Genomic DNA, 19,020 nt, shown 5'->3' on the forward strand with positions numbered 1-19,020 from the left:
CGTGGCGGGAGATGTGTCGATGCTGCTCACACTTCGAGTAGAACACGTTCTAGTATTGAGACACAAGGCCGTGATGATGGTTGTCGTCGCGGCGGGACGTGGAGAGGTCGAGACCGTGAAACTTGCGCTGCAACTGGGATATTGGGGGGCGGACCCCATCGTCGACGCCCCGGAGCTCATCGCGGCGGCCGAGGAGTCGGGATTCGACGCCGTGTTCACCGCGGAGTCGTGGGGGTCGGATGCCTACACCCCGCTGGCGTGGTGGGGCGCGGCGACGTCGCGGATACGTCTGGGGACCGCAGTTGCGCAGTTGTCGGCGCGACCGCCGACGTCGCTCGCGATGCATGCGCTGACCCTCGACCATCTCTCGGGCGGCAGACACATCATCGGGCTGGGGGTGTCGGGACCGCAGGTCGTCGAAGGGTGGTACGGGCAGCCGTTCGGCAAACCACTCGCTCGCACAAGGGAATACGTACAAATCGTGCGTGATGTGCTGTCGCGCTCCGACCGAGTACGCAGCGCAGGACCGCACTACCCGCTGCCGTATCCGGCCGACGCGCCCGGCGCGACCGGGCTGGGCAAGTCGCTCAAGCCGATCACGCATCCGCTACGCGCCGACATCCCGATCTGGTTGGGCGCGGAGGGCCCGAAGAACGTCGCGCAGACGGCGGAGATCGCCGACGGCTGGCTTGCGATCTTCTACAGCCTCTCGCTCGCCGACCAGTACGAGTCGTGGCTGGCCGAGGGATTCGCGCGATCCGGCGCGCGTCGGACTCGCGACGAGTTCGAGGTCGCGGCCACCGTGCAGGTGGTGATCACCGACGACGTCGCCGCCGCCGTCGATTCGTATCGGCCTGCCACCGCGCTGTACGTGGGCGGGATGGGCGCCAAGGAGAAGAACTTTCACGCCGAGCTGTACCGCAGGATGGGCTACGGCGACGTGGTTGACGAGATCGGGCGGCTGTTCCTCGCGGGCCGTAAGGAGGAGGCACTCGCCGCGGTGCCCGACGAGATGGTGCGCGAGACGATGATCGTCGGTACCGCCGACGAGGTGCGCGAGCAGATCAAGCAGTGGAAGTCGGCGGGTGTGTCGATGCTGATGGTGACCACGCGCGACGCCGCTACGATCCGCGAGCTCGCGACGTTGGTGTGAGCGGCCGTCAGCCGACGGGCTGTTCCGACAACCGGGCGGGCACTCTGCGCGGTGTCAACGAGACGTAGAAGTCCTTGGGCACCATAGTGAGTCGCTCATCGACACGAAGGTGATAGTCGGGATCGGGTGCGACGTCGTATCTGTGGAGCAGGCTCGCGAGGACGAGTACCGACTCGTGGAGCGCGAATTGTCTTCCGATGCAAGCGCGTACGCCGTTGCCGAACGGTTTGTAGGTGTGCACCGGGCGCTTCTTGACGTTCTGGGGGAGGAAGCGATCCGGATCGTAGGAGTCGGGATCGTCCCAGACCGTGGGATCGCGGTGGACCTGGGCGAGGATGATGACCGCCCAGTTTTCCGGTGTCATGCGATACCGTCCGCCGAGCATCGTCGTCGATCGTGGGCTGCGTGCGAATGCGGGCACCGTCGGCCAGATGCGTAATGCCTCATCCAGCGCGCGCCGGATGTAGCGCAGGCGTGGCACCTGCTCGAAAGTCGGCATCGCCGTCGGGTCGTCGCCGAGTGCGTCGTCGGCTTCACGTTGCGCCTGTGCCAGGCATTCGGGGTGCTGTGACAGGTAGTACAGTGCGAATGACAAAGCGCCTGAGGTGGTTTCGTGTCCCGCGACGAGGAAGGTGAGGATCTGGTGCCGGATGTTCAACGCTGACAGGCGTTCTCCGGTCTCGGGATGTGCGACGTTGAGCATGATCCCGAGCAGGTCGTGCTGGTCGGTGGTGTGCTTGCGTTCGGCGATGAGGTCGTCGAGCAGGTCGTCGACGTAGTTCTGCGCCTGCGCGTTGCGGCGGTCGAGCAGGGCGGTGAGGTAGCGACCGCCGGGCGCGGTGCGCAGCCCACCCTTGCGTCGACCGGTCTCGAGCGCGCGGATCATGGCACTGACGAACGGGTGCTGCTCTGCGGAGGTGAAGGACCCGAAGTCGTGGCTGAATGCGGTGCGGCTCAACGTTTCCATGGTCAGCTTCGTCATGTCACGCGTGACGTCGACGGTGGTGGTGCCTGCGGGGTCGGTTGGTAGTGCGTCCCAGTAGTCGAACAGTTCGCCGGCCGTCTGCAGCATGATCGGGTGATAGGACCGCATGGCCGACTTGGTGAATGCGGGCATCAGAAGGTCATGTGCGAGTTGCCAATTGGACTCGTCGTTGCGGGCAGTGAAAAGGCCGTCGCCCGCGTAGTCGCGTAGCGCCTCGATCGCGGGTGGAAGTGCCTTGCAGTACTGCGATTCATCGCAGAGTTCCGCGGTGAGTTCGGCCGAGGCGATGAAGACGAACTTTTGGCGGAAGATCTGCATCTCGTAGATCGGGCCGAGATTGGCGCCGAGTGTCAACATGCTCAGCAGCGGATGGCGGGGATCGGCGACGCCGAGGTCGCCGATCAGTGGCTTTCGACGCCCGGGACTCGGAAATCGTTGACCTGACCAGTCGTTGTCGATGTGCAGCCGCGCCATGCTCCGACCCTGCCGCCTTCCGGTTGGCCTGTCAACGAGTGGTCACTCGGGGTTGTCGGCGAGTGGTCACTCGGAGTTGTCGGCGAGTGGTCACTCGGGGGCGAGTGGTCACTCGCCGGTGAAGACGGGCTTTTCCTTGTTGGCGAATGCCCGTGGGCCGACTTTGGCGTCTTTGCTCATGAAGACGCGCACCCCGAGGTCGGCGTCGATCTTGAACGCGTCCTCCTCGTGCATTCCCTCGGTGTCGCGGATGGTCTTGAGGATCGCCTGGACGGCGAGCGGGCCGTTGGCGGCGATGACGTCGGCGATGTCGAGTGCCTTGTCGAGTGCCGAACCGTCGGGCACGACGTGGCCGATCAGGCCGTACTCCTTGGCTTCGGCTGCAGTGATGTGGCGTCCGGTGAGCAGGATGTCGGCGGCGATGGTGTACGGGATCTGACGAACGAGCCGGACGGCGCTGCCGCCGAGGGGGAACAGGCCCCATTTGGCTTCGGACACACCGAACTTCGCGCTCTCGCCCGCGACGCGGATATCGGTGCCCTGCAGGATCTCGGTGCCCCCGGCGATCGCGGGTCCCTCCACGGCTGCGATGAGCGGTTTGGTGAGTCGACGACCCTTGAGAAGTGCGGGCATCCGGGTGAGGTCCCACCCGCCGTCGGCGAATTTGTCGCCCGCGGGCTTGGCGTTCATCGACTTGAGGTCGGCGCCCGCGCAGAAGTATCCGCCCGCGCCGGTCAGGATGGCGACACGAATGTCGGGATCGGCGTCGACCTGATCCCAGGCCTCCTCCATGAGCGCCATCATCTCCGTCGACAACGCGTTACGCGCTTCCGGGCGATTCATGGTGACGATGAGAACGTGGCCGCGCTTCTCGACGAGGCACTCCGGCATAGGTGCTCCTTGGTGGCTGGTGATCGGTAGCCGAACAGGCCTTGCCGAAAACAGTAACACGTTCTAATTTTGTCGTCATGGCCTTCCATATCGCCGACCTGATCGAGCACGCCGTCGACCTGATGCCCGACCGGACCGCACTGGAAACAGACGGTCGGTCGATGACATATGTCGAGCTGGAGCGAGAGGCAAACGCGCTTGCGCACGAACTGATCGCACTCGGTGTCCGGCCGACCGACTCGGTGGGCCTGTACAGCAGGAATACCCTGGAATGCGTCGTCGCGATGCTGGCGATCTTCAAGGTCCGTGCGGTGATGGTGAACGTCAACTACCGGTACGTCGCGGCCGAACTCGAGCACATCGTCACCGACTCCGATATGAAGGTTCTGATCTACGAGCGTCAATACGGTGACCGCGTACGGAACGTGTTACCGAATGCACCGGAATTGGCGCACGTGATCGTCATCGAAGACGGCACCGACGAATCTGTCCCCGATGGCGCGATTCCCTATGGGGACGCCATTGTTAGGGGGAGCGTCGATCGTGACTTCGAGCCGCGGAGCGACGACGACCTGTACATGCTCTACACCGGCGGCACGACGGGATTCCCGAAGGGCGTCGTCTGGCGCCAGGAGGACATTTGGCGGGTTCTGGGCGGGGGCATCAGCTTCTACACCGGTGAGCGGGTCTCCGACGAGTGGCAGCAGGCTCGTGACGGTGCGGCAGGTGGCCAACTGGTGCGCTTTCCGATCCCGCCATTCATCCACGGCGGATCGCAGTGGGCTGTGTTCCAAGAACTCTTCGTCGGCGGCAAGGCCGTGATCTACCCGGAGTTCGGCGCGCACCGTACCTGGCAGATCATCGAGCGGCACAAGGTCAACGTCGTGATGATCACCGGAGATGCAATGGCGCGTCCGATGGTCGACGCATTGCAGGCCGGACATCCCGACGGGCGTGCCTACGACACCAGTTCCGTTGTCTCACTGGCATCGTCGGCTGCGCTCTTCTCTGCGAGTGTCAAGGACGAGTACCTCGATCTTCTGCCGAACCTGCTCGTGATCGACGCGATCGGGTCGTCGGAAACGGGTTTCAGCGGGATGTCGGCGGCGCAGAAGGGTCAGTCGCACACGGGTGCTCCTCGGGTGACCGCGGACAAGGCCGCCGTGGTGCTGCGTGAGGACGGAACGCCCGTCGAGCCCGGCTCGGGCGAGGTGGGAATCCTGGCTCGGTCCGGTAACATTCCGCTGCGCTACTACAACGATCCGGCAAAGACCGAACGAACCTTCAAGGAGTTCAACGGGATTCGCTACTCGATCCCCGGTGATCTGGCGACCGTCGAAGCGGACGGATCGATCACGATGATGGGGCGCGGGTCGCAGTCGATCAACACCGGTGGCGAGAAGGTCTTTCCGGAAGAGGTCGAAGCGGCGCTCAAGGCGCATCCGGATGTGTTCGACACGGTTGTCGTCGGGGTTCCCGACGAACGATACGGTCAACGTGTCGCAGCGGTCATCGCTACTCGTGACGACACCAGACCAACCCTGGATGACCTGAACAAGGTTGTGCGCGAACAGGTTGCGGGATACAAGTGTCCGCGCAGCGTGTGGTATGTCGACGAGATCAAGCGGTCTCCGGCGGGTAAACCGAACTATCGATGGGGCAGAGAAATCACCGAGTCGCGACCGGCCGATGCGTCGGCACTGGCCGTCAGTGGAAGGGCGTAAAGATATGGGCGAGAGAGTGATTCGCACGGAGCTGACCGAGAGGTTCGGTATCGACTATCCGATCTTCGGCTTCACGCCAAGTCAGGAGGTCGCGGCCGCGATCAGCCGGGCAGGCGGAATGGGTGTCCTCGGGTGTGTACGGTTCAACGACGCGTCGGAGCTCGATGACGTGCTCGAGTGGATGCACGAGAACACCGACGGCAAGCCGTTCGGCGTCGACGTCGTGATGCCTGCCAAGATCCCCACGGAGGGAAGCAAACTCGACCTGGAGTCGATGATTCCGCCCGAGCATCGGGCATTCGTGGAACGTACCCTCGACGATCTCGGGGTGCCGCCGCTTCCCGACGGCAACAGGGTGGATGCCGGAGTGCTCGGCTGGCTGCACTCGGTGGCGCGTTCGCACGTCGACGTTGCGATGGCGCACGCCCGAAAGTACGGACAGATCAAACTGATCGCGAACGCGCTGGGTTCACCGCCGCCGGACGTGATCGGCGTCGCGCACGAGAATGGTGTGCAGGTGGCAGCGCTTGCGGGCGCGAAAGACCATGCGCTGCATCATGTCGAAGCGGGCGTCGACATCGTGATCGCACAAGGCTACGAGGGTGGCGGGCACACCGGCGAGGTGACGTCGATGGTGCTCTGGCCCGAACTCGTCGACGCCGTCGGCGACCGCGCACCCGTGCTGGCAGCGGGCGGCGTCGGCAGTGGTCGGCAGATGGCAGCGGCGATAGCCCTTGGCGCACAAGGTGTGTGGATGGGCACGTACTGGCTGACCGCGGCCGAGTACCGACTCGGCGCCACCGGCGACGGGCCGTCGACGGTGCAGAAGGCGTTGCTCGCGGCGTCGTCGAGGGACACCGTTCGTCGTCGGATCTACTCGGGCAAGCCCGCCCGACTGTTGAAGACGAAGTGGACCGACGCCTGGGATGCCCCCGGCGCTCCGGAGCCGCTGCCGATGCCGCTGCAGAATCTGCTCGTAGGGGAAGCGCACGCGCGGATCTCGCATGCCGACGACGCAGGCGTCGTCGCCATGCCCGCGGGCCAGATCGTCGGCCGGCTCAACTCGATCACCCCTGTCGCCGAACTGGTCGCCGACCTGGTCAGCGAGTACCAGGAGTCCGCAGCACGGCTCGGGAAGACGCTGGAGTAGGTGGCTGGCGCGGGGTTGTGGTCGTCGGAGGTCGGAGGTCGGGGCGTGGGCAGGGTGGGCGGCCGGGCAGGAAGTCGGGGAAGGGTTCTTTCCGTGGGTTTTTGAGGTTTCCGCGCGAAGTTTTGCGGGGAGGGGTCGGAGAGTGGGGGAAGGATCGTTACCCCTAGTTTCTGCGTGGGCGGACACTCGACGTCGCGGGTCACTCGACGACGCCGCCGCGTTGCAACGCATCGTGAATTCGTCCGACGAGGCGTCGAGGGGCGGCGAGGTCGTTCCAATTCCAGCGCACGACGGTGATGTCGCGGGCTCGGATGGCATCCTCGCGCAGCTTCTCGTCGTAGATCACTTCTTCGGGAAGTGCGTGGCCGCTGGCGGCGGACTCGCGGTGGTACTTGATCCGACCGTCGAACTCGCCGACTACGCGCAGTCGGCCGGTCGAGTCGCGCCAGCCGAAGTCGCAGCGGAAGGTGGTGCCGTCGGGGAGGGTGATCACGACCTGCAGTTCTGGGTTCGGGAGGAGTTCGGCGTCGCAGAGGATGCAGCGGCTGATCGTTTCGCCGATCGACTCTGACTGGTCGGTGACGAGGGGCAGCGCGGTTCGGAGGACGTTGATCCCGTGGCAGGGGCCGAGCGCGTCGACGATGTGCTGAAGGTCGACGGGTTGCTCGCGTATGCGCCCCTGGTAGAGCCCGCTGTCGAGGGCGCAGACAGCTTGTCGGAAGGTGCCGAGACGCGCGACGTCGCAGACGGTTCGCTCGATCGACGTGACCTGGAATCCGTCGACGGTCACCAGATGGTGGTCGGGGATCGGTGCCTGATGGATGACGAGTCCTGGCGACGTGCGCCCGGAACGCTCTGAAACGAAATGCACGGCTGAGCGGTCGGGGTCGAGGAGCGGCACGTCGAGCATGGCCGCCGCGGACTGATGGCTGAGGTATCGGCGGGAGGTGCCGCTGCGTGCCGCGGCCACGACCGTGTCGCGGTATCTGGTCTCGGTGCGTTCGTGGTTTTCGAGGTCGGCGTACGCGGAAGACGACACGTACGAGCCGTGGCGTAATCGGTCGATCTGTCGTTCTTTGAGCGCACGTTGGATGTCGCGGTCGGTGCCGCCCTCGCTGATTACGCTGCGTCGGTAAATGATTCGGCTGTCGGACGTTGACCCTTCGGGGTCGGATACGGGGAATGTGGTCACGGACTGATCGTGGCTGAAAGTCGCGGAAGGGAGTCGTCGACGACGGCGGGCTGTGGATAAGTAGGTCAGATTCGCGGCGTTGTGGACAAGTCGTCGTGCCGATGATGGTTGGGGGTGCAGGGCGCGGGCAACGTGGACGGGGTTGGGGCGCGACTTTTCCTCGAGTTTCTGGGGTTTCCGCGCGAAGTTTTGCGGGGAGGGGTCGGAGAGTGGGGGAAAGAAGCCTTCCCCTAGTTTCTGCGCGGCGACGGCGCGGCGACGGCGACGGCGACGGCGGCGGGGAGGGGTGGGCGGTGCAGGCCGGGTGGAGCGGCGGTGGCGGGTGATGGTCAGCCGTACGTGTGGCCGTGGCGCGTCCAGGTCGCGGGTGAATCAGCCTCGCGCAGAGTGCGTTTGAGTGTCTTGAAGGTCGCGGTCTCGGGCAGTGCGTCGACGATGCGCACGCGGTGGGGCCATTGCTTGGGGCCGAGATCGCGCTGGGCGGCGAGGAAGTCGGTGAACTCTGATGGTCCGAGTGTTGGGGCGACCAGGACGGCCTCGATCTCGTCGCCGATCTCGACGGGCACCCCGTACACCGCAGCCTGTTGGATATGGTTGTTGCGCAGTAGGATTCGCTCGATCGGTCCGGCGCCGAGGTTCTCGCCGTCGACGCGCATCCACTCGCCGAGGCGTCCGGCGAAGTGAATGTAGCCGGAGTCGTCGACCCAGCCGAGGTCGCCGGTGTGATAAACCCCGCCGCGCATGCGTTCTGCAGTCGCGGCGTCGTCGCGGTAATAGCCGCTGAAGAGTCCTGGGCCAGAGGTATTCACGATCTCGCCGACCTCGCCCGGAGGTGTGGGCTCGCCGGTTTCCGGGTCGACGACGGCTGTCGGTGAGCGCAACGGTCCGAGGGCGTCGTCGGGAGTGTCGGGAGTGCGGGTGATGGCGACACCTCCCTCGGTGGAACCGAAACCGTCGATGACGCTGCACCCGAATCGGGTGGCGAAGCGTCGTCGGTCGCGTGCCGACGCCTCGTTGCCGTAGACGATCCGAAGCGGGTTCTCGGCGTCGTCGGGGTTCTCGGGGGTCGCCAGGATGTAGTTGAGTGGCTTGCCGACGTAGTTGGCGTAGGTGATGCCGTAGCGACGGACGTCGGGGAGGAAAGCGCTCGCAGAGAATCTGCGCCGCAACGTGATCGACGCTGCACCTGCCACCGCGACCGACCAGCCGGCGATGGTGGCGTTGGAGTGGAACATCGGCATCGAGAGGTAGATGTTGTCGGTTGGGCCGATGTCGAAACGTTCGGCGAGCATCGTGCCGCTTGCGGCGAACGTGCGATGGGTGCAGCGGACCGCCTTCGGTTCGCCGGTGGTGCCGGACGTGAAGATCAGCATCAGCAGATCGTCGTCGGCGGAAGCGGGGAACTCGACGAGTGTCTCGACATGGGGTGCAAGTAGTTTCGGCCACTCGTCGGAGTCGACGTCGATCGTTCGCGCGCCGATGTCGACGTCGGCGAGGAGGTGCCGGGTGTCGGAGTCGGTGAGGACCAGATCGCAGTCGGCGGTGGCGATGTCGGCGGCGAGGGCCGCGCCACGACGGGTGGTGTTGAGTCCGACGACGACGAACTCGCCGAGCGCCGCCGCAGCGATCAGATAGCTGAACTCGGCGACGTTGCTCATCAGCACGCCGACGTGGGGCGGTCGGCCGTCGGTCAACAGGCCGGTGACAGCGGCTGCGCGTTGCGCGGAGCGTCGCAGATGCTCACTCCACGTGACGAAGTCGTCGTCGACGTATAGTCCACGGTCGGTGACGTCGGCCAGTTTCGACAGGATATCGGTGACGGTCACGACGGCGTATTGTCATGCAGGCTCGGCCGCGAGAGCGTCGCCGAGCCGTCGGAGCGATGTGTTGGCAGATCCGAGGGTGAATTCATTCTGCTTGGCGCGCAGGAAGTATCGGTGCGTGGGGTGGCTCGTGTCCAAGCCGACGCCACCGTGGACGTGGACGGCCGTGTGCGCTACTCGATGCCCCGACTCCGCTGCCCAGAACTTCGCGGTTGCGATGGCAGCGGAAACGCCTGCGCTTCCGGTGGTTTCGGGGTGCTCGGGGTCGCCGGACGATCCGGTGTCGGACTGCGCGAGGAGCCACGAGGCCTGGGTGGTGGTCAGCGACAGCGCCGAGACGTCGATGTAGCCGTCCGCGAGACGCTGCGCGACGGCCTGGAACGAGCCGATCGGCCGCCCGAACTGTTCACGTTCGCGGGCGTAGTGTGCGGTGGCGTCCAGCGCGGCGGCGAGCACACCGGACTGCTCTGCACAGACCGCGAGGGTGAGGCGATCGACGAGGTCGGATACGACGTCGACGCCGTGCAGGACGTGGGCGTCGTCGAGTGCGACGTCGGAGAACTCGACGTGATGGGTCGGGGTGAGGCCGGTGGTGCGGGTTTCGGTGATCGTGATGCCGGTGGCGGAGGCATCGACGACTGCGACCGCGACCGAATCGGGATCATGTGCGGTGACCAATAGCAGCCCTGCCGCAGCGGCGTAGCCGACGTTGATCTTGCTGCCGCGCAGTACGTATCCGTCGTCGGTTCGAGTCAGAGTGGTTGTGGGTGAGAGTGCGTCGTCGCCGAGGTCTTCTTCGACGGCGGCGGTTGCGATGAGTGTGCCGTCGGCGAGGCGGGGCAGTAGCTCGGCTGCGAGCTTCGTGGCGGCGTATCGGGCGAGGATCGGGCCGGCCGCGATCGCGTGCTGTCCGAAGGGGACGCGGGCGAGGTGCGTGCCGAGTTGCTCTGCGACGGCGGTGTTCTCGACGGTCGAGAGGTCGCCTGCGGCGTCGCCCGCGAGGGTTTCTGGAAGTTCGAGAGCGAGCAGGCCCGCTGCCGCGAGTTCACGCCAGAGCTGGTCGTCCAGCGGCGCCGACGAGGCTTCGAGCGCAGCGACTCGCTCGTGGGTGCTGATCTTGGTCGCGATGTCGGCGGCGAGATCGCGCACCGCCCTTGCGGTCTCGGGGAGGGTGAAGTCCATGGCGGGTGCTCCTCGGTGGGTGGTGATCTCGACAAGCTCGATCAGCGGTGGTGGGGTCGATCAGCGGTGGTGGGGTCGATCAGCGGTGGTGGGCTCGGTCGGCGGGTGGAGGCGGTCGCTCAGCGGCGGGCGGGCGGGAGGCCAAGGGCCAGCATGCCGATGATGTCGCGCTGGATCTCGTTGGTGCCGCCGCCGAAGGTGAGGATCAGGGAGGTGCGCTGGTAGCGCTCGAGTCGACCGTGGAGCTGGGCGCCGGGCGAATCCTGCCGGAGCGTCGCGGCGGGTCCGACGACTTCCATCAGCAAACGGTAGGCCTCAGTGGAGAATTCGGTGCCGAAGACCTTGGTGGCCGAGGCGTCGGCAGGACTCGGCGATCCGCCGGATGCCGCGGCCGAGGCGATCTTCCAGTTGATCAACTTCAGGTACTCGACCTTCGCGTGTACCCGCGCGAGGTTGGTGCGCACCCAGGGTGCGTCGATGACCCGCTGGCCGTCGCCGGTCTTGTGTTGCTGTGCCCAGGCGACTGTTTCGCGAAGCGCGGTCTGCACGGGGGCGGCGCTGCACAACGCCACGCGCTCGTGGTTGAGCTGGTTGGTCACGAGCGGCCAGCCGCCACCCTCTTCGCCGACCCGCGCGCTGACCGGCACCCGGACGTCGGAGTAGTAGGTGGCCGACGTGTCGACACCCGACATCGTGTGCACCGGGGTGTAGTCGAAGCCGGCGCTGTCGGTCGGGACGATGAGCATCGAGATGCCCTTGTGCTTCTTCCCGCCGGGTTCGAGGGTCGACGGGTCGGTGCGGCACGCCAGCCAGATGTAGTCGGCGTAGGCGACCAGTGACGTCCACATCTTCTGTCCGTTGATCACGTACTCGTCGCCATCGCGCACGGCGGTTGTGCGTAGAGCTGCGAGATCGGTGCCTGCGGCCGGCTCGGAGTAGCCGATCGAGAAGTGCAGTTCGCCCGCTGCGATCTTGGGCAGGAAGAACGCTTTCTGCTCGTCGGTGCCGTAGTTCATGATCGTCGGCGCGACCGAGTTGATCGTCAAAAACGGGACAGGCGCGCCCGCGATCGCGGCTTCGTCGGTGAAGATCAACTGGTCCATCATCGAGCGGTTCTGACCGCCGAACTCGGTCGGCCAGCCCAGCGCGAGCCAGCCGTCCGAACCCATCTGTGCCACGACGTCGCGGTAGGCGTCGCCCTCGCCGAGTTCGCCGTCGCCGCCAGTGAGTGCGGCGCGTCGTTCGTCGGTCATCAATCCCGCGAAGTACGACCGCAGCTCGCGACGGAGATCGGCCTGTTGCTCTGTGTATGCGATGCGCATCTTCGACCCCTGTGATTCCGGTGGGCACTCGCCAACTTCTGAAACACGTTCTAACCTGTATCCACTCAGCCGTCAACCAGCGGACCTGACAACGAAGAGGGGTACTGATGCGAATCAAGGCGGATTTCGACCTGTGCGAGGCCAACGGTGTGTGTGTCGGATTCGCACCCGAGTTCTTCGACCTCGATGACGACGACTACCTGGTAATTCTGTCCGAAGAGGTGCCCGACGACAAGGTCGACGAGGTGCGTCGGGCAGTGGCCGGATGCCCCAAGTCGGCGCTGCGGCTCGAGTGAATCCACGCGTGGTTTCGGGGGTTCGCTTCCGGCACTCAGAGGTCGCATGTTAGAACAGGTTCTAGTAATCGAGAGGGGTTCGTGATGGTGCAGTCACTTGATGATCGAGTCGCCGTGGTCACCGGCGCAGGCGCGGGTCTCGGCAGAGCCGAGGCGATCGGTCTCGCGTCGGCGGGTGCGACGGTGATCGTCAACGACCTCGCGAACTCACTCGACGCCAGCGACACGATCGACACCATCGCCGCCGCGGGCGGCCGAGCGGTGCCCGTCGCGGGCGATATCTCCGACTCCGGCGTGGCCGCTGAGATCATGCGCGTTGCCACCGAGGATCTCGGCCGACTCGACATCGTGGTCAGCAACGCCGGCGTCGTCCGCGACAAGATGCTCTTCAACATGACCGACGACGAATGGGATCTGGTGATCCGGGTCCACCTGCGGGGGCACTTCCTGCTCAACCGCAACGCGGGCGCCTACTGGCGTGGTGAGTCGAAGAAGGCGGGCGGACCGGTCTACGGGCGTCTGATCAACACCTCGTCGGAAGCCGGCCTGCTGGGCCCCGAGGGGCAGGCGAACTACGCCGCAGCCAAGGCCGGGATCACTGCGCTCACCCTCTCCTCGTCGCGCGCGCTCAAGCGATACGGCGTGCGTGCGAACGCGATCTGCCCGCGTGCGCGGACCGCGATGACCGCCGCGGTGTTCGGTGAAGCACCCACCGATGGCGTCGACCCGCTGTCGCCCGAGCATGTCGTACGACTCGTGAATTTTCTCGCCTCGCCCGACTCCGACGACGTGACCGGACAGGTCTTCGTCGTCTACGGTCCGCGCGTTACCCTGATGGCCGCGCCGACCGTCGATGAGGTCTTCGAAGCCGAGGGCGACGCCTGGAACGCCGACGATTTGACGAAGTCGCTGACGTCGTATTTCGCGGAACGGGATCCGTCGAAAACCTTCACGGCGCGTGGGCTGGTCAACTGACCCACTTCTGTGAGTTTTGCGTGCTAGGTTGCTTGGAAACCGGGGAAGAGGAGCAGACGTTTGTCGCGCAGGCTTGACGCGCCGCTGGAGCAGATCGGCGACTTCGTTGCCCTAGGGGTCGATTCATTTCGCGAGCTGTTTCACCGCCCTTTTCAGTGGCGGGAGACGGTCGAGCAATCGTGGGCGATCGCGCGTGTCTCGATGATGCCGACGCTGCTCGTGGCGATCCCCTTCACCGTGCTCGTCAGCTTCACGCTGAACATCCTGCTGCGTGAGATCGGTGCGCAAGACCTGTCGGGAGCCGGCGCGGCGCTCGGCACGATCACTCAGATCGGTCCCATCGTCACGGTGCTCATCGTCGCGGGCGCGGGTGCCACGGCCATCTGCGCCGACCTCGGCGCTCGGACGATCCGCGAGGAGATCGACGCGATGGAGGTGCTCGGGATCAATCCGGTGCATCGGCTCGTGGTTCCCCGTGTGATCGCCTCGACCGGCGTGGCGCTGTTGCTCAACAGCCTCGTGTGCACGATCGGTATCGGCGGCGGGTTCCTGTTCTCCGTGTACCTGCAGGATGTGAATCCAGGTGCCTTCCTCGCGAGCCTGACGCTGCTGACCGGCTTCGGCGAACTGATGATCTCGATGGTCAAAGCGGCGCTGTTCGGGCTGTTCGCGGGATTGGTCGGCTGCTATCAGGGACTGAACGTCAAGGGCGGTGCCAAGGGCGTCGGCGATGCTGTGAACGAGACCGTCGTCTACTCCTTCATGGCTCTGTTCGTGGTCAACGTCGTTGTCACCGCGGTCGGCGTGAAGGCGACGGCGGGCTGAGCAATGGTCCTTCCCTTCACGACGCGGCTCCAGACCGCCAGAGTCGCGATCAAACGCGCGGGCGACGACTGGAACCAAATCGGCGATCAGGCTCTCTTCTACTGGGACAGCCTTGTCGCGATCCCGCGAGCGGTACGCCAGTACAAGAAAGAGACGCTCCGGCTGATCGCGGAGATCTCCATGGGTTCGGGTGCCCTGGCGATGATCGGCGGCACCGTCGTCGTTGTCGGATTCCTGACGTTGTTCACCGGCGGCACCATCGCCGTCCAGGGCTACAGCTCGCTGGCCAACATCGGTGTCGAGGCGCTGACGGGATTCTTCTCGGCGTTCATCAACGTCCGCATCGCGGTTCCGGTGATCGCGGGTATCGCGCTCGCCGCGACGATCGGTGCGGGAGCGACAGCGCAGTTGGGCGCCATGCGGGTCAGCGAGGAGATCGACGCACTCGAGACCATGGCGATCTCGTCGATTCCCTACCTGGTCAGCACGCGCATCATCGCGGGCATGATCGCGATCATCCCGCTCTACTCGCTCGCCTCCCTGGCCGCCTTCGTCGCCAGCCGATTTGCGACGGTCGTCATCTACGGGCAGTCGTCGGGTGTGTACGACCACTACTTCAACACGTTCCTGATCCCGTCGGACATTCTCTGGTCGTTCGTGCAGGCCATTTGTATGGCCATCGCGGTGATGCTGATCCACACCTACTACGGCTACAACGCCGACGGCGGTCCGGTCGGCGTCGGCGTCGCGGTCGGCAACGCGGTGCGCGCGTCGCTGGTGGTCGTCGTCGTCATCACGTTGCTCACTTCGCTCGCCATCTACGGCGCCGACGGCAAGTTCAACCTGGCGGGCTGATCAGATGGCGCGCAGACAGGAGCGGAGCCCGCTGGTCCGCAAGACGGCGGCGGTGATCATGGTGGGTGGCCTCGTCGCGGTTGTCGTCGGTGCGGGCGCACAGTTCCTCGGGTGGTTTGCCGACACCCAATCGGTCACTCTCAATACCCCGCGCGCCGGTCTGGTGATGAGCCCCGACGCCAAGGTGAAACTGCGCGGCGTGCAGGTCGGCAGGGTTGCGACGATCAGGCAGACCGACGGCCACGCGGTGCTCGATCTCGACATCGACTCCGACAAGATGTCGCAGATCCCGCAGAACGTGACCGCCGACATCAAGTCCAACACGGTTTTCGGGGCCAAGGCAGTCAACCTGGTGGTCCCCGAGTCCGGACCGCAGGGCCACCTCTACGCGGGCCAGGTGATCGCGGCCGACCGCGTCGTCGTCGAACTCAACACTGTCTTCCAACAGTTGGTCAACGTGCTCGCCGACCTCCAGCCCGAGAAGCTCAATGCCGTCATGGGCGCCGTCGACACCGCGCTGTCGGGACAGGGCAAGCAGATCGGTGCGTCGCTCGACCAACTGTCGGGGTTGCTCGCGAAGACCAACCCTCATCTGCCGGAGCTCAACGAGGCGATCGAACAGGCCGCGGGAGCGACCAATGTGTACGCCGACGCCATGCCGGATCTCATGCGGACTGTCGACAACGCGACGTTCCTCGGCAACACATTGCTCGACAACTCGGCCAACCTCGACGCACTGCTGATCAACGCGACGGGGATGGCCAATACGATCAACGGGGTACTCTCGCCGCCCAAGCAGACGCTGATCGATTCGTTGTCGAACCTGAACCCCGTCGCGCGGCTCCTCGGCTACCAGTCGCCGGGACTCACATGCTTTTTGACCGCGAGCGCGCAGGCCGCGGATCTCGCCAAGCCGATGCTCGGCGGAAAGAACAACAATCTGCTGTTGTATGCGGGATTGCAGCCGGGCACCGACCCGTACACGTATCCGCAGAGCCTGCCGATCGTCGGTGCCGACGGCCCGCCGACCTGCGAAGGAGCGTTGAGCAACCCGACAACCGACGTCAACACCGGCTTCTACGTGACCGACAACGCTCCCGTGCCCTACCAGCCACGCACCACTCCGAAGGCCTCACGCGAGAAGCTCTTCCAGGTGCTCTTCGGGGAGCCCGCCCGTGGTTGACAATCGCACTCGCGCATTCCGCGCCACCGTCATCAAGCTGGGCGCATTCGCGACGGTCATGGTCTTGGTCTTCGTCGGCCTCGTCGCCGTGTTCAGCAACTACCGACCTGGATCGTCGTCGGACTACTCCGCGATCTTCACGAGTGCGTCGGAGATGAAGTCGGGGTCGAAAGTGAAGATCGCCGGCGTGCAGGTCGGCACCGTGCACAAGGTCGGGTTGACGCGAAGCAACGACGCCGAGGTGTCGTTCAGCGTCGACGAGAAGTACCGATTACCCAGATCCGTGCGTGCGTTGATTCGCTACGAGAACCTCACGGGCGACCGCTATGTCGACATCGAGCAAGGCGAGGGCGATCCCGACGACACACTGCCCTCGGGAGCGACGATCCCGATCGGACAGACCGAGCCCGCGATGGACCTCGACAAGTTGCTCGGCGGGTTCAAACCGTTGTTCCGCACGCTCGACCCCGACGAGGTGAACCAACTGTCGGCGTCGTTGATCGAGGTCTTTCAGGGCCGAGCGCAGCGGGAGGCGTTGACCAATCTGCTCGCGCAGACGTCGTCGTTCACCGGCGCGCTCGCCGATCGTGATCAATTGATCGGCGACGTCATCGACAACCTCAACCAGACGCTCGGCATTCTCGACGGCGACAAGAAAGGTCTCGACACCAGCCTCGATCAGATGCAGCAGTTGATCACCGGCCTGTCGGCACAGCGCGGAACCATCGGGAACGCGCTGACGCAGACGGCCGCGGTGACCAACGGACTGTCGGGGTTGCTCGGTGCGACGCGTCCCGATCTCAAGCAGATCGTCGCCGAGACGGGCACGGTCTCGGGCAACCTGTTGAAGTCGGAGCCATACCTGCGGCAACTCGCGGGACGACTCCCCAATGACTTCAAGAAGCTCTCCAATCTCGGCAGCTACGGTGCATGGCTGCAGATCTACTTCTGTCGAATCCGGTTGCTGCTCAGCGGACCCGACGGCAAGCAGTACTTCTTCACCTCCAACGACGTGATGGGCGATACCACCAAGGCCGGCGGGAGGTGCGCGGCCACATGAGCGAGAAGCGGGCGCTCCTCAACGGGCGCAGCAGAGTGCAGATCGGCCTCATCGGCGTTGTCGTCACCGCGATGGTCGTGATCGTCGCGATGCAGATGGACAAGCTGCCGTATCTGTCACCGATCAGCAGATACACCGCGTATTTCGACGACGCAGGCGGGCTGGTGACCGGCGACATCGTGACGGTCTCCGGCGTGAAGGTCGGTACGGTCGAGAACATCGTGCTCGCACCGACCGACCAGGGCACGAAGGCCTCGGTCACCTTCCGCATGAACGACACCGTGGTGATGGGTACGGACACGCAGGCCGCGATCAAGACCGAAACAGTGCTCGGCAGAAGGAATCTGACAATTCTGCCGCACGGCGGTGGACGGATCCGGCCGGGCGAGTCGATCGCCAACCGGAACACCATCGCGCCGTATTCACTCTCCGACGCTCTCGACGAGTCGACCAATTCGCTCGCACAGACCGACACCGATCAGCTCAACAAGGCCCTCGACACCCTGTCGGTGACGTTCTCGTCGACACCCGACGAAGTACAGGGCGCGGTCGACGGCGTGTCACGGCTGTCCAAGGCGATTGCCGACCGCGACAACAACCTTCGTGCACTGCTGGCCAAGGCCAACGGTGTCACCGACGTCATCGGTGATCGGAGCAAGCAGATCAATCAGCTTCTCGTGGACGCCAATTCGCTTGTCGGCGAACTGCAGTTCCGACGCACCGCCATCGCGCAGCTCATCAGTGGTACCCGCAACGTCGCCGAGCAGATCTCCGGATTCATCAAGGAGAACAACGAACAATTGCGGCCTGCACTGACGAAACTCGACGGTGTGCTCGACATCCTCAACGACAACGAGGAGAACCTCAAACAGACTCTCGACCGGCTGGGGCCGTACGCCAACGCGCTCGGCGAGGCCGTCGCATCGGGTCCACGGTTCGAATCCCTGGTCGGCGTCAGTACTTTCGGCGATTACACCGCGACGTTCATGAAGATTCTTCAGCAGAAGTATCCCGAGGCGTGGAAGGCGTTCGGCTACAGCGGTTTCCCGCTGCTGCCGCAGGCATGGAGCCAAGCACCGCCTTCCCCGCCGAAGAACACCGCACCGGCGCCGCCGCCCACCTACCCGACTCCGACGGCAGGTGGCTGACATGACATTCCGTCGTTCCCTTCCGGGGAGTCGAAAGGCATGGGGCGCAGCGGGTCTGGTGGCGTTGCTGGTTCTGGCGGCCATCATCGGATACGCGGTCTACGACCGGGCGACCACCAAGACGATCACCGCCTATTTTCCGTCGGTGAACGGTCTCTACACCGGCGACACCGTGCGTGTGCTCGGCGTCCGCGTCGGAAAGGTCGGCTCCATCACGCCTCGTGCGGGCGATGTGAAGGTGACGCTCGACGTCGATCGGTCGACGGCGATTCCGGCCGACGCGCGGGCCGTGGTGGTGGCCCAGAGTCTCGTTTCCGGCCGGTTCGTCCAACTGACTCCGGTCTACGCGGGCGGAGAGCAGCTCAACGACGGCAGCGCGATTCCCATGGAGCGCACCGCTGTTCCGATGGAGTGGGACGACGTCAAGAAGCAACTCTCGAGTCTGACCAAGGCGATCGGACCCGATGGCGCCGACAAGGGATCGGCTGCCAAGCTGATGGACGTCGCCGACAAGAATCTGCAGGGCAACGGTGAGGCGATCAATTCGTCGATCACCAACCTCTCCGACGTGATGTCGACGCTGTCGTCGGGCCGCGACGACCTCTTCTCGACGATTCGCAACCTGCAGAAGCTGACCGACGCGCTCTCGACGAGTCACGAGGAGCTGGTCCAGTTCAACGGCCGGATCGCCTCTGTGACAGATGTTCTCGCCGACAACACGACGCAGCTTGACGGCGCGATGCACAATCTGGATTCCGCGATGAGCGACATCACGGCGTTCA

The 19,020-nt window shown here is 64.9% G+C and carries 17 protein-coding genes; 11 read left to right on the top strand and 6 right to left on the bottom strand.

Going from position 1 to position 19,020, the window contains the following annotated elements; translation table 11 throughout:
- The first annotated feature begins 115 nt into the window (after window positions 1–115).
- Window positions 116–1,153, top strand: coding sequence for an LLM class F420-dependent oxidoreductase (locus tag B3T59_RS13180; RefSeq protein WP_287003755.1), 1,038 nt, complete (start codon window positions 116–118; stop codon window positions 1,151–1,153).
- A 7-nt stretch (window positions 1,154–1,160) separates the two neighbouring features.
- Here the strand turns inward: B3T59_RS13180 and B3T59_RS13185 are convergent, their stop codons facing one another.
- Entirely contained in the window at window positions 1,161–2,612 is a 1,452-nt protein-coding gene (locus tag B3T59_RS13185) for a cytochrome P450 (protein WP_287003739.1), read from the bottom strand.
- A gap of 108 nt (window positions 2,613–2,720) precedes the next feature.
- Entirely contained in the window at window positions 2,721–3,503 is a 783-nt protein-coding gene (locus B3T59_RS13190) for a crotonase/enoyl-CoA hydratase family protein (protein WP_251722296.1), read from the bottom strand.
- Window positions 3,504–3,580: 77 nt separating this feature from the next.
- Between B3T59_RS13190 and B3T59_RS13195 the strand changes: the two genes are divergently transcribed.
- Together B3T59_RS13195 and B3T59_RS13200 are read left to right on the top strand one after the other, a co-directional pair.
- A complete protein-coding gene (locus B3T59_RS13195) occupies window positions 3,581–5,227 on the top strand; it encodes an acyl-CoA synthetase (protein ID WP_287003741.1) in 1,647 nt (548 codons plus the stop codon).
- Window positions 5,228–5,246: 19 nt separating this feature from the next.
- Window positions 5,247–6,377 carry an NAD(P)H-dependent flavin oxidoreductase gene (locus tag B3T59_RS13200; protein WP_287003757.1) on the top strand — a complete coding sequence of 377 codons (1,131 nt, stop codon included), beginning with the start codon at window positions 5,247–5,249 and terminating at the stop codon, window positions 6,375–6,377.
- Between the two features lie 199 nt (window positions 6,378–6,576).
- On the opposite strand, the gene B3T59_RS13205 is transcribed toward B3T59_RS13200, so the two are convergent.
- The 4 genes from B3T59_RS13205 to B3T59_RS13220 form a co-directional block, all read right to left on the bottom strand.
- Window positions 6,577–7,569 (bottom strand): type IV toxin-antitoxin system AbiEi family antitoxin domain-containing protein, encoded by a 993-nt coding sequence (locus B3T59_RS13205; protein ID WP_287003743.1) that lies wholly within the window; start codon window positions 7,567–7,569, stop codon window positions 6,577–6,579.
- Window positions 7,570–7,898: 329 nt separating this feature from the next.
- Window positions 7,899–9,395, bottom strand: a complete 1,497-nt coding sequence (locus B3T59_RS13210) for a long-chain-fatty-acid--CoA ligase (protein ID WP_287003744.1) — start codon at window positions 9,393–9,395, stop codon at window positions 7,899–7,901.
- Between the two features lie 12 nt (window positions 9,396–9,407).
- Entirely contained in the window at window positions 9,408–10,574 is a 1,167-nt protein-coding gene (locus B3T59_RS13215; protein ID WP_251722292.1) for an acyl-CoA dehydrogenase family protein, read from the bottom strand.
- Between the two features lie 119 nt (window positions 10,575–10,693).
- Entirely contained in the window at window positions 10,694–11,896 is a 1,203-nt protein-coding gene (locus B3T59_RS13220) for an acyl-CoA dehydrogenase family protein (protein ID WP_251722291.1), read from the bottom strand.
- Between the two features lie 107 nt (window positions 11,897–12,003).
- Between B3T59_RS13220 and B3T59_RS13225 the strand changes: the two genes are divergently transcribed.
- The 8 genes from B3T59_RS13225 to B3T59_RS13260 all read left to right on the top strand — a co-directional run.
- Window positions 12,004–12,192, top strand: a complete 189-nt coding sequence (locus B3T59_RS13225; RefSeq protein ID WP_064862653.1) for a ferredoxin — start codon at window positions 12,004–12,006, stop codon at window positions 12,190–12,192.
- 84 nt (window positions 12,193–12,276) lie between these two features.
- Entirely contained in the window at window positions 12,277–13,167 is an 891-nt protein-coding gene (locus B3T59_RS13230) for a 3-oxoacyl-ACP reductase (RefSeq protein ID WP_287003746.1), read from the top strand.
- 60 nt (window positions 13,168–13,227) lie between these two features.
- Window positions 13,228–13,992, top strand: coding sequence for an MlaE family ABC transporter permease (locus tag B3T59_RS13235; RefSeq protein WP_064862655.1), 765 nt, complete (start codon window positions 13,228–13,230; stop codon window positions 13,990–13,992).
- A 3-nt stretch (window positions 13,993–13,995) separates the two neighbouring features.
- Window positions 13,996–14,847, top strand: a complete 852-nt coding sequence (locus B3T59_RS13240) for an MlaE family ABC transporter permease (RefSeq protein ID WP_287003748.1) — start codon at window positions 13,996–13,998, stop codon at window positions 14,845–14,847.
- A 4-nt stretch (window positions 14,848–14,851) separates the two neighbouring features.
- A complete protein-coding gene (locus tag B3T59_RS13245; RefSeq protein WP_287003750.1) occupies window positions 14,852–16,030 on the top strand; it encodes an MCE family protein in 1,179 nt (392 codons plus the stop codon).
- Window positions 16,023–17,090 (top strand): MCE family protein, encoded by a 1,068-nt coding sequence (locus B3T59_RS13250; protein ID WP_287003751.1) that lies wholly within the window; start codon window positions 16,023–16,025, stop codon window positions 17,088–17,090. The genes B3T59_RS13245 and B3T59_RS13250 overlap by 8 nt, the downstream gene beginning before the upstream one ends.
- Window positions 17,087–18,238, top strand: a complete 1,152-nt coding sequence (locus B3T59_RS13255; RefSeq protein WP_287003752.1) for an MCE family protein — start codon at window positions 17,087–17,089, stop codon at window positions 18,236–18,238. Before B3T59_RS13250 ends, B3T59_RS13255 begins: the two co-directional genes overlap by 4 nt.
- Window position 18,239: 1 nt before the next feature.
- A partial coding sequence (locus tag B3T59_RS13260; RefSeq protein WP_287003753.1) for an MCE family protein occupies window positions 18,240–19,020 on the top strand: 781 nt, incomplete at its 3' end.

Origin of the sequence: Gordonia sp. UBA7860 (assembly GCF_002500165.1) — a bacterium.
In the GTDB taxonomy this organism is placed as follows: Bacteria; Actinomycetota; Actinomycetes; order Mycobacteriales; family Mycobacteriaceae; genus Gordonia; species Gordonia sputi.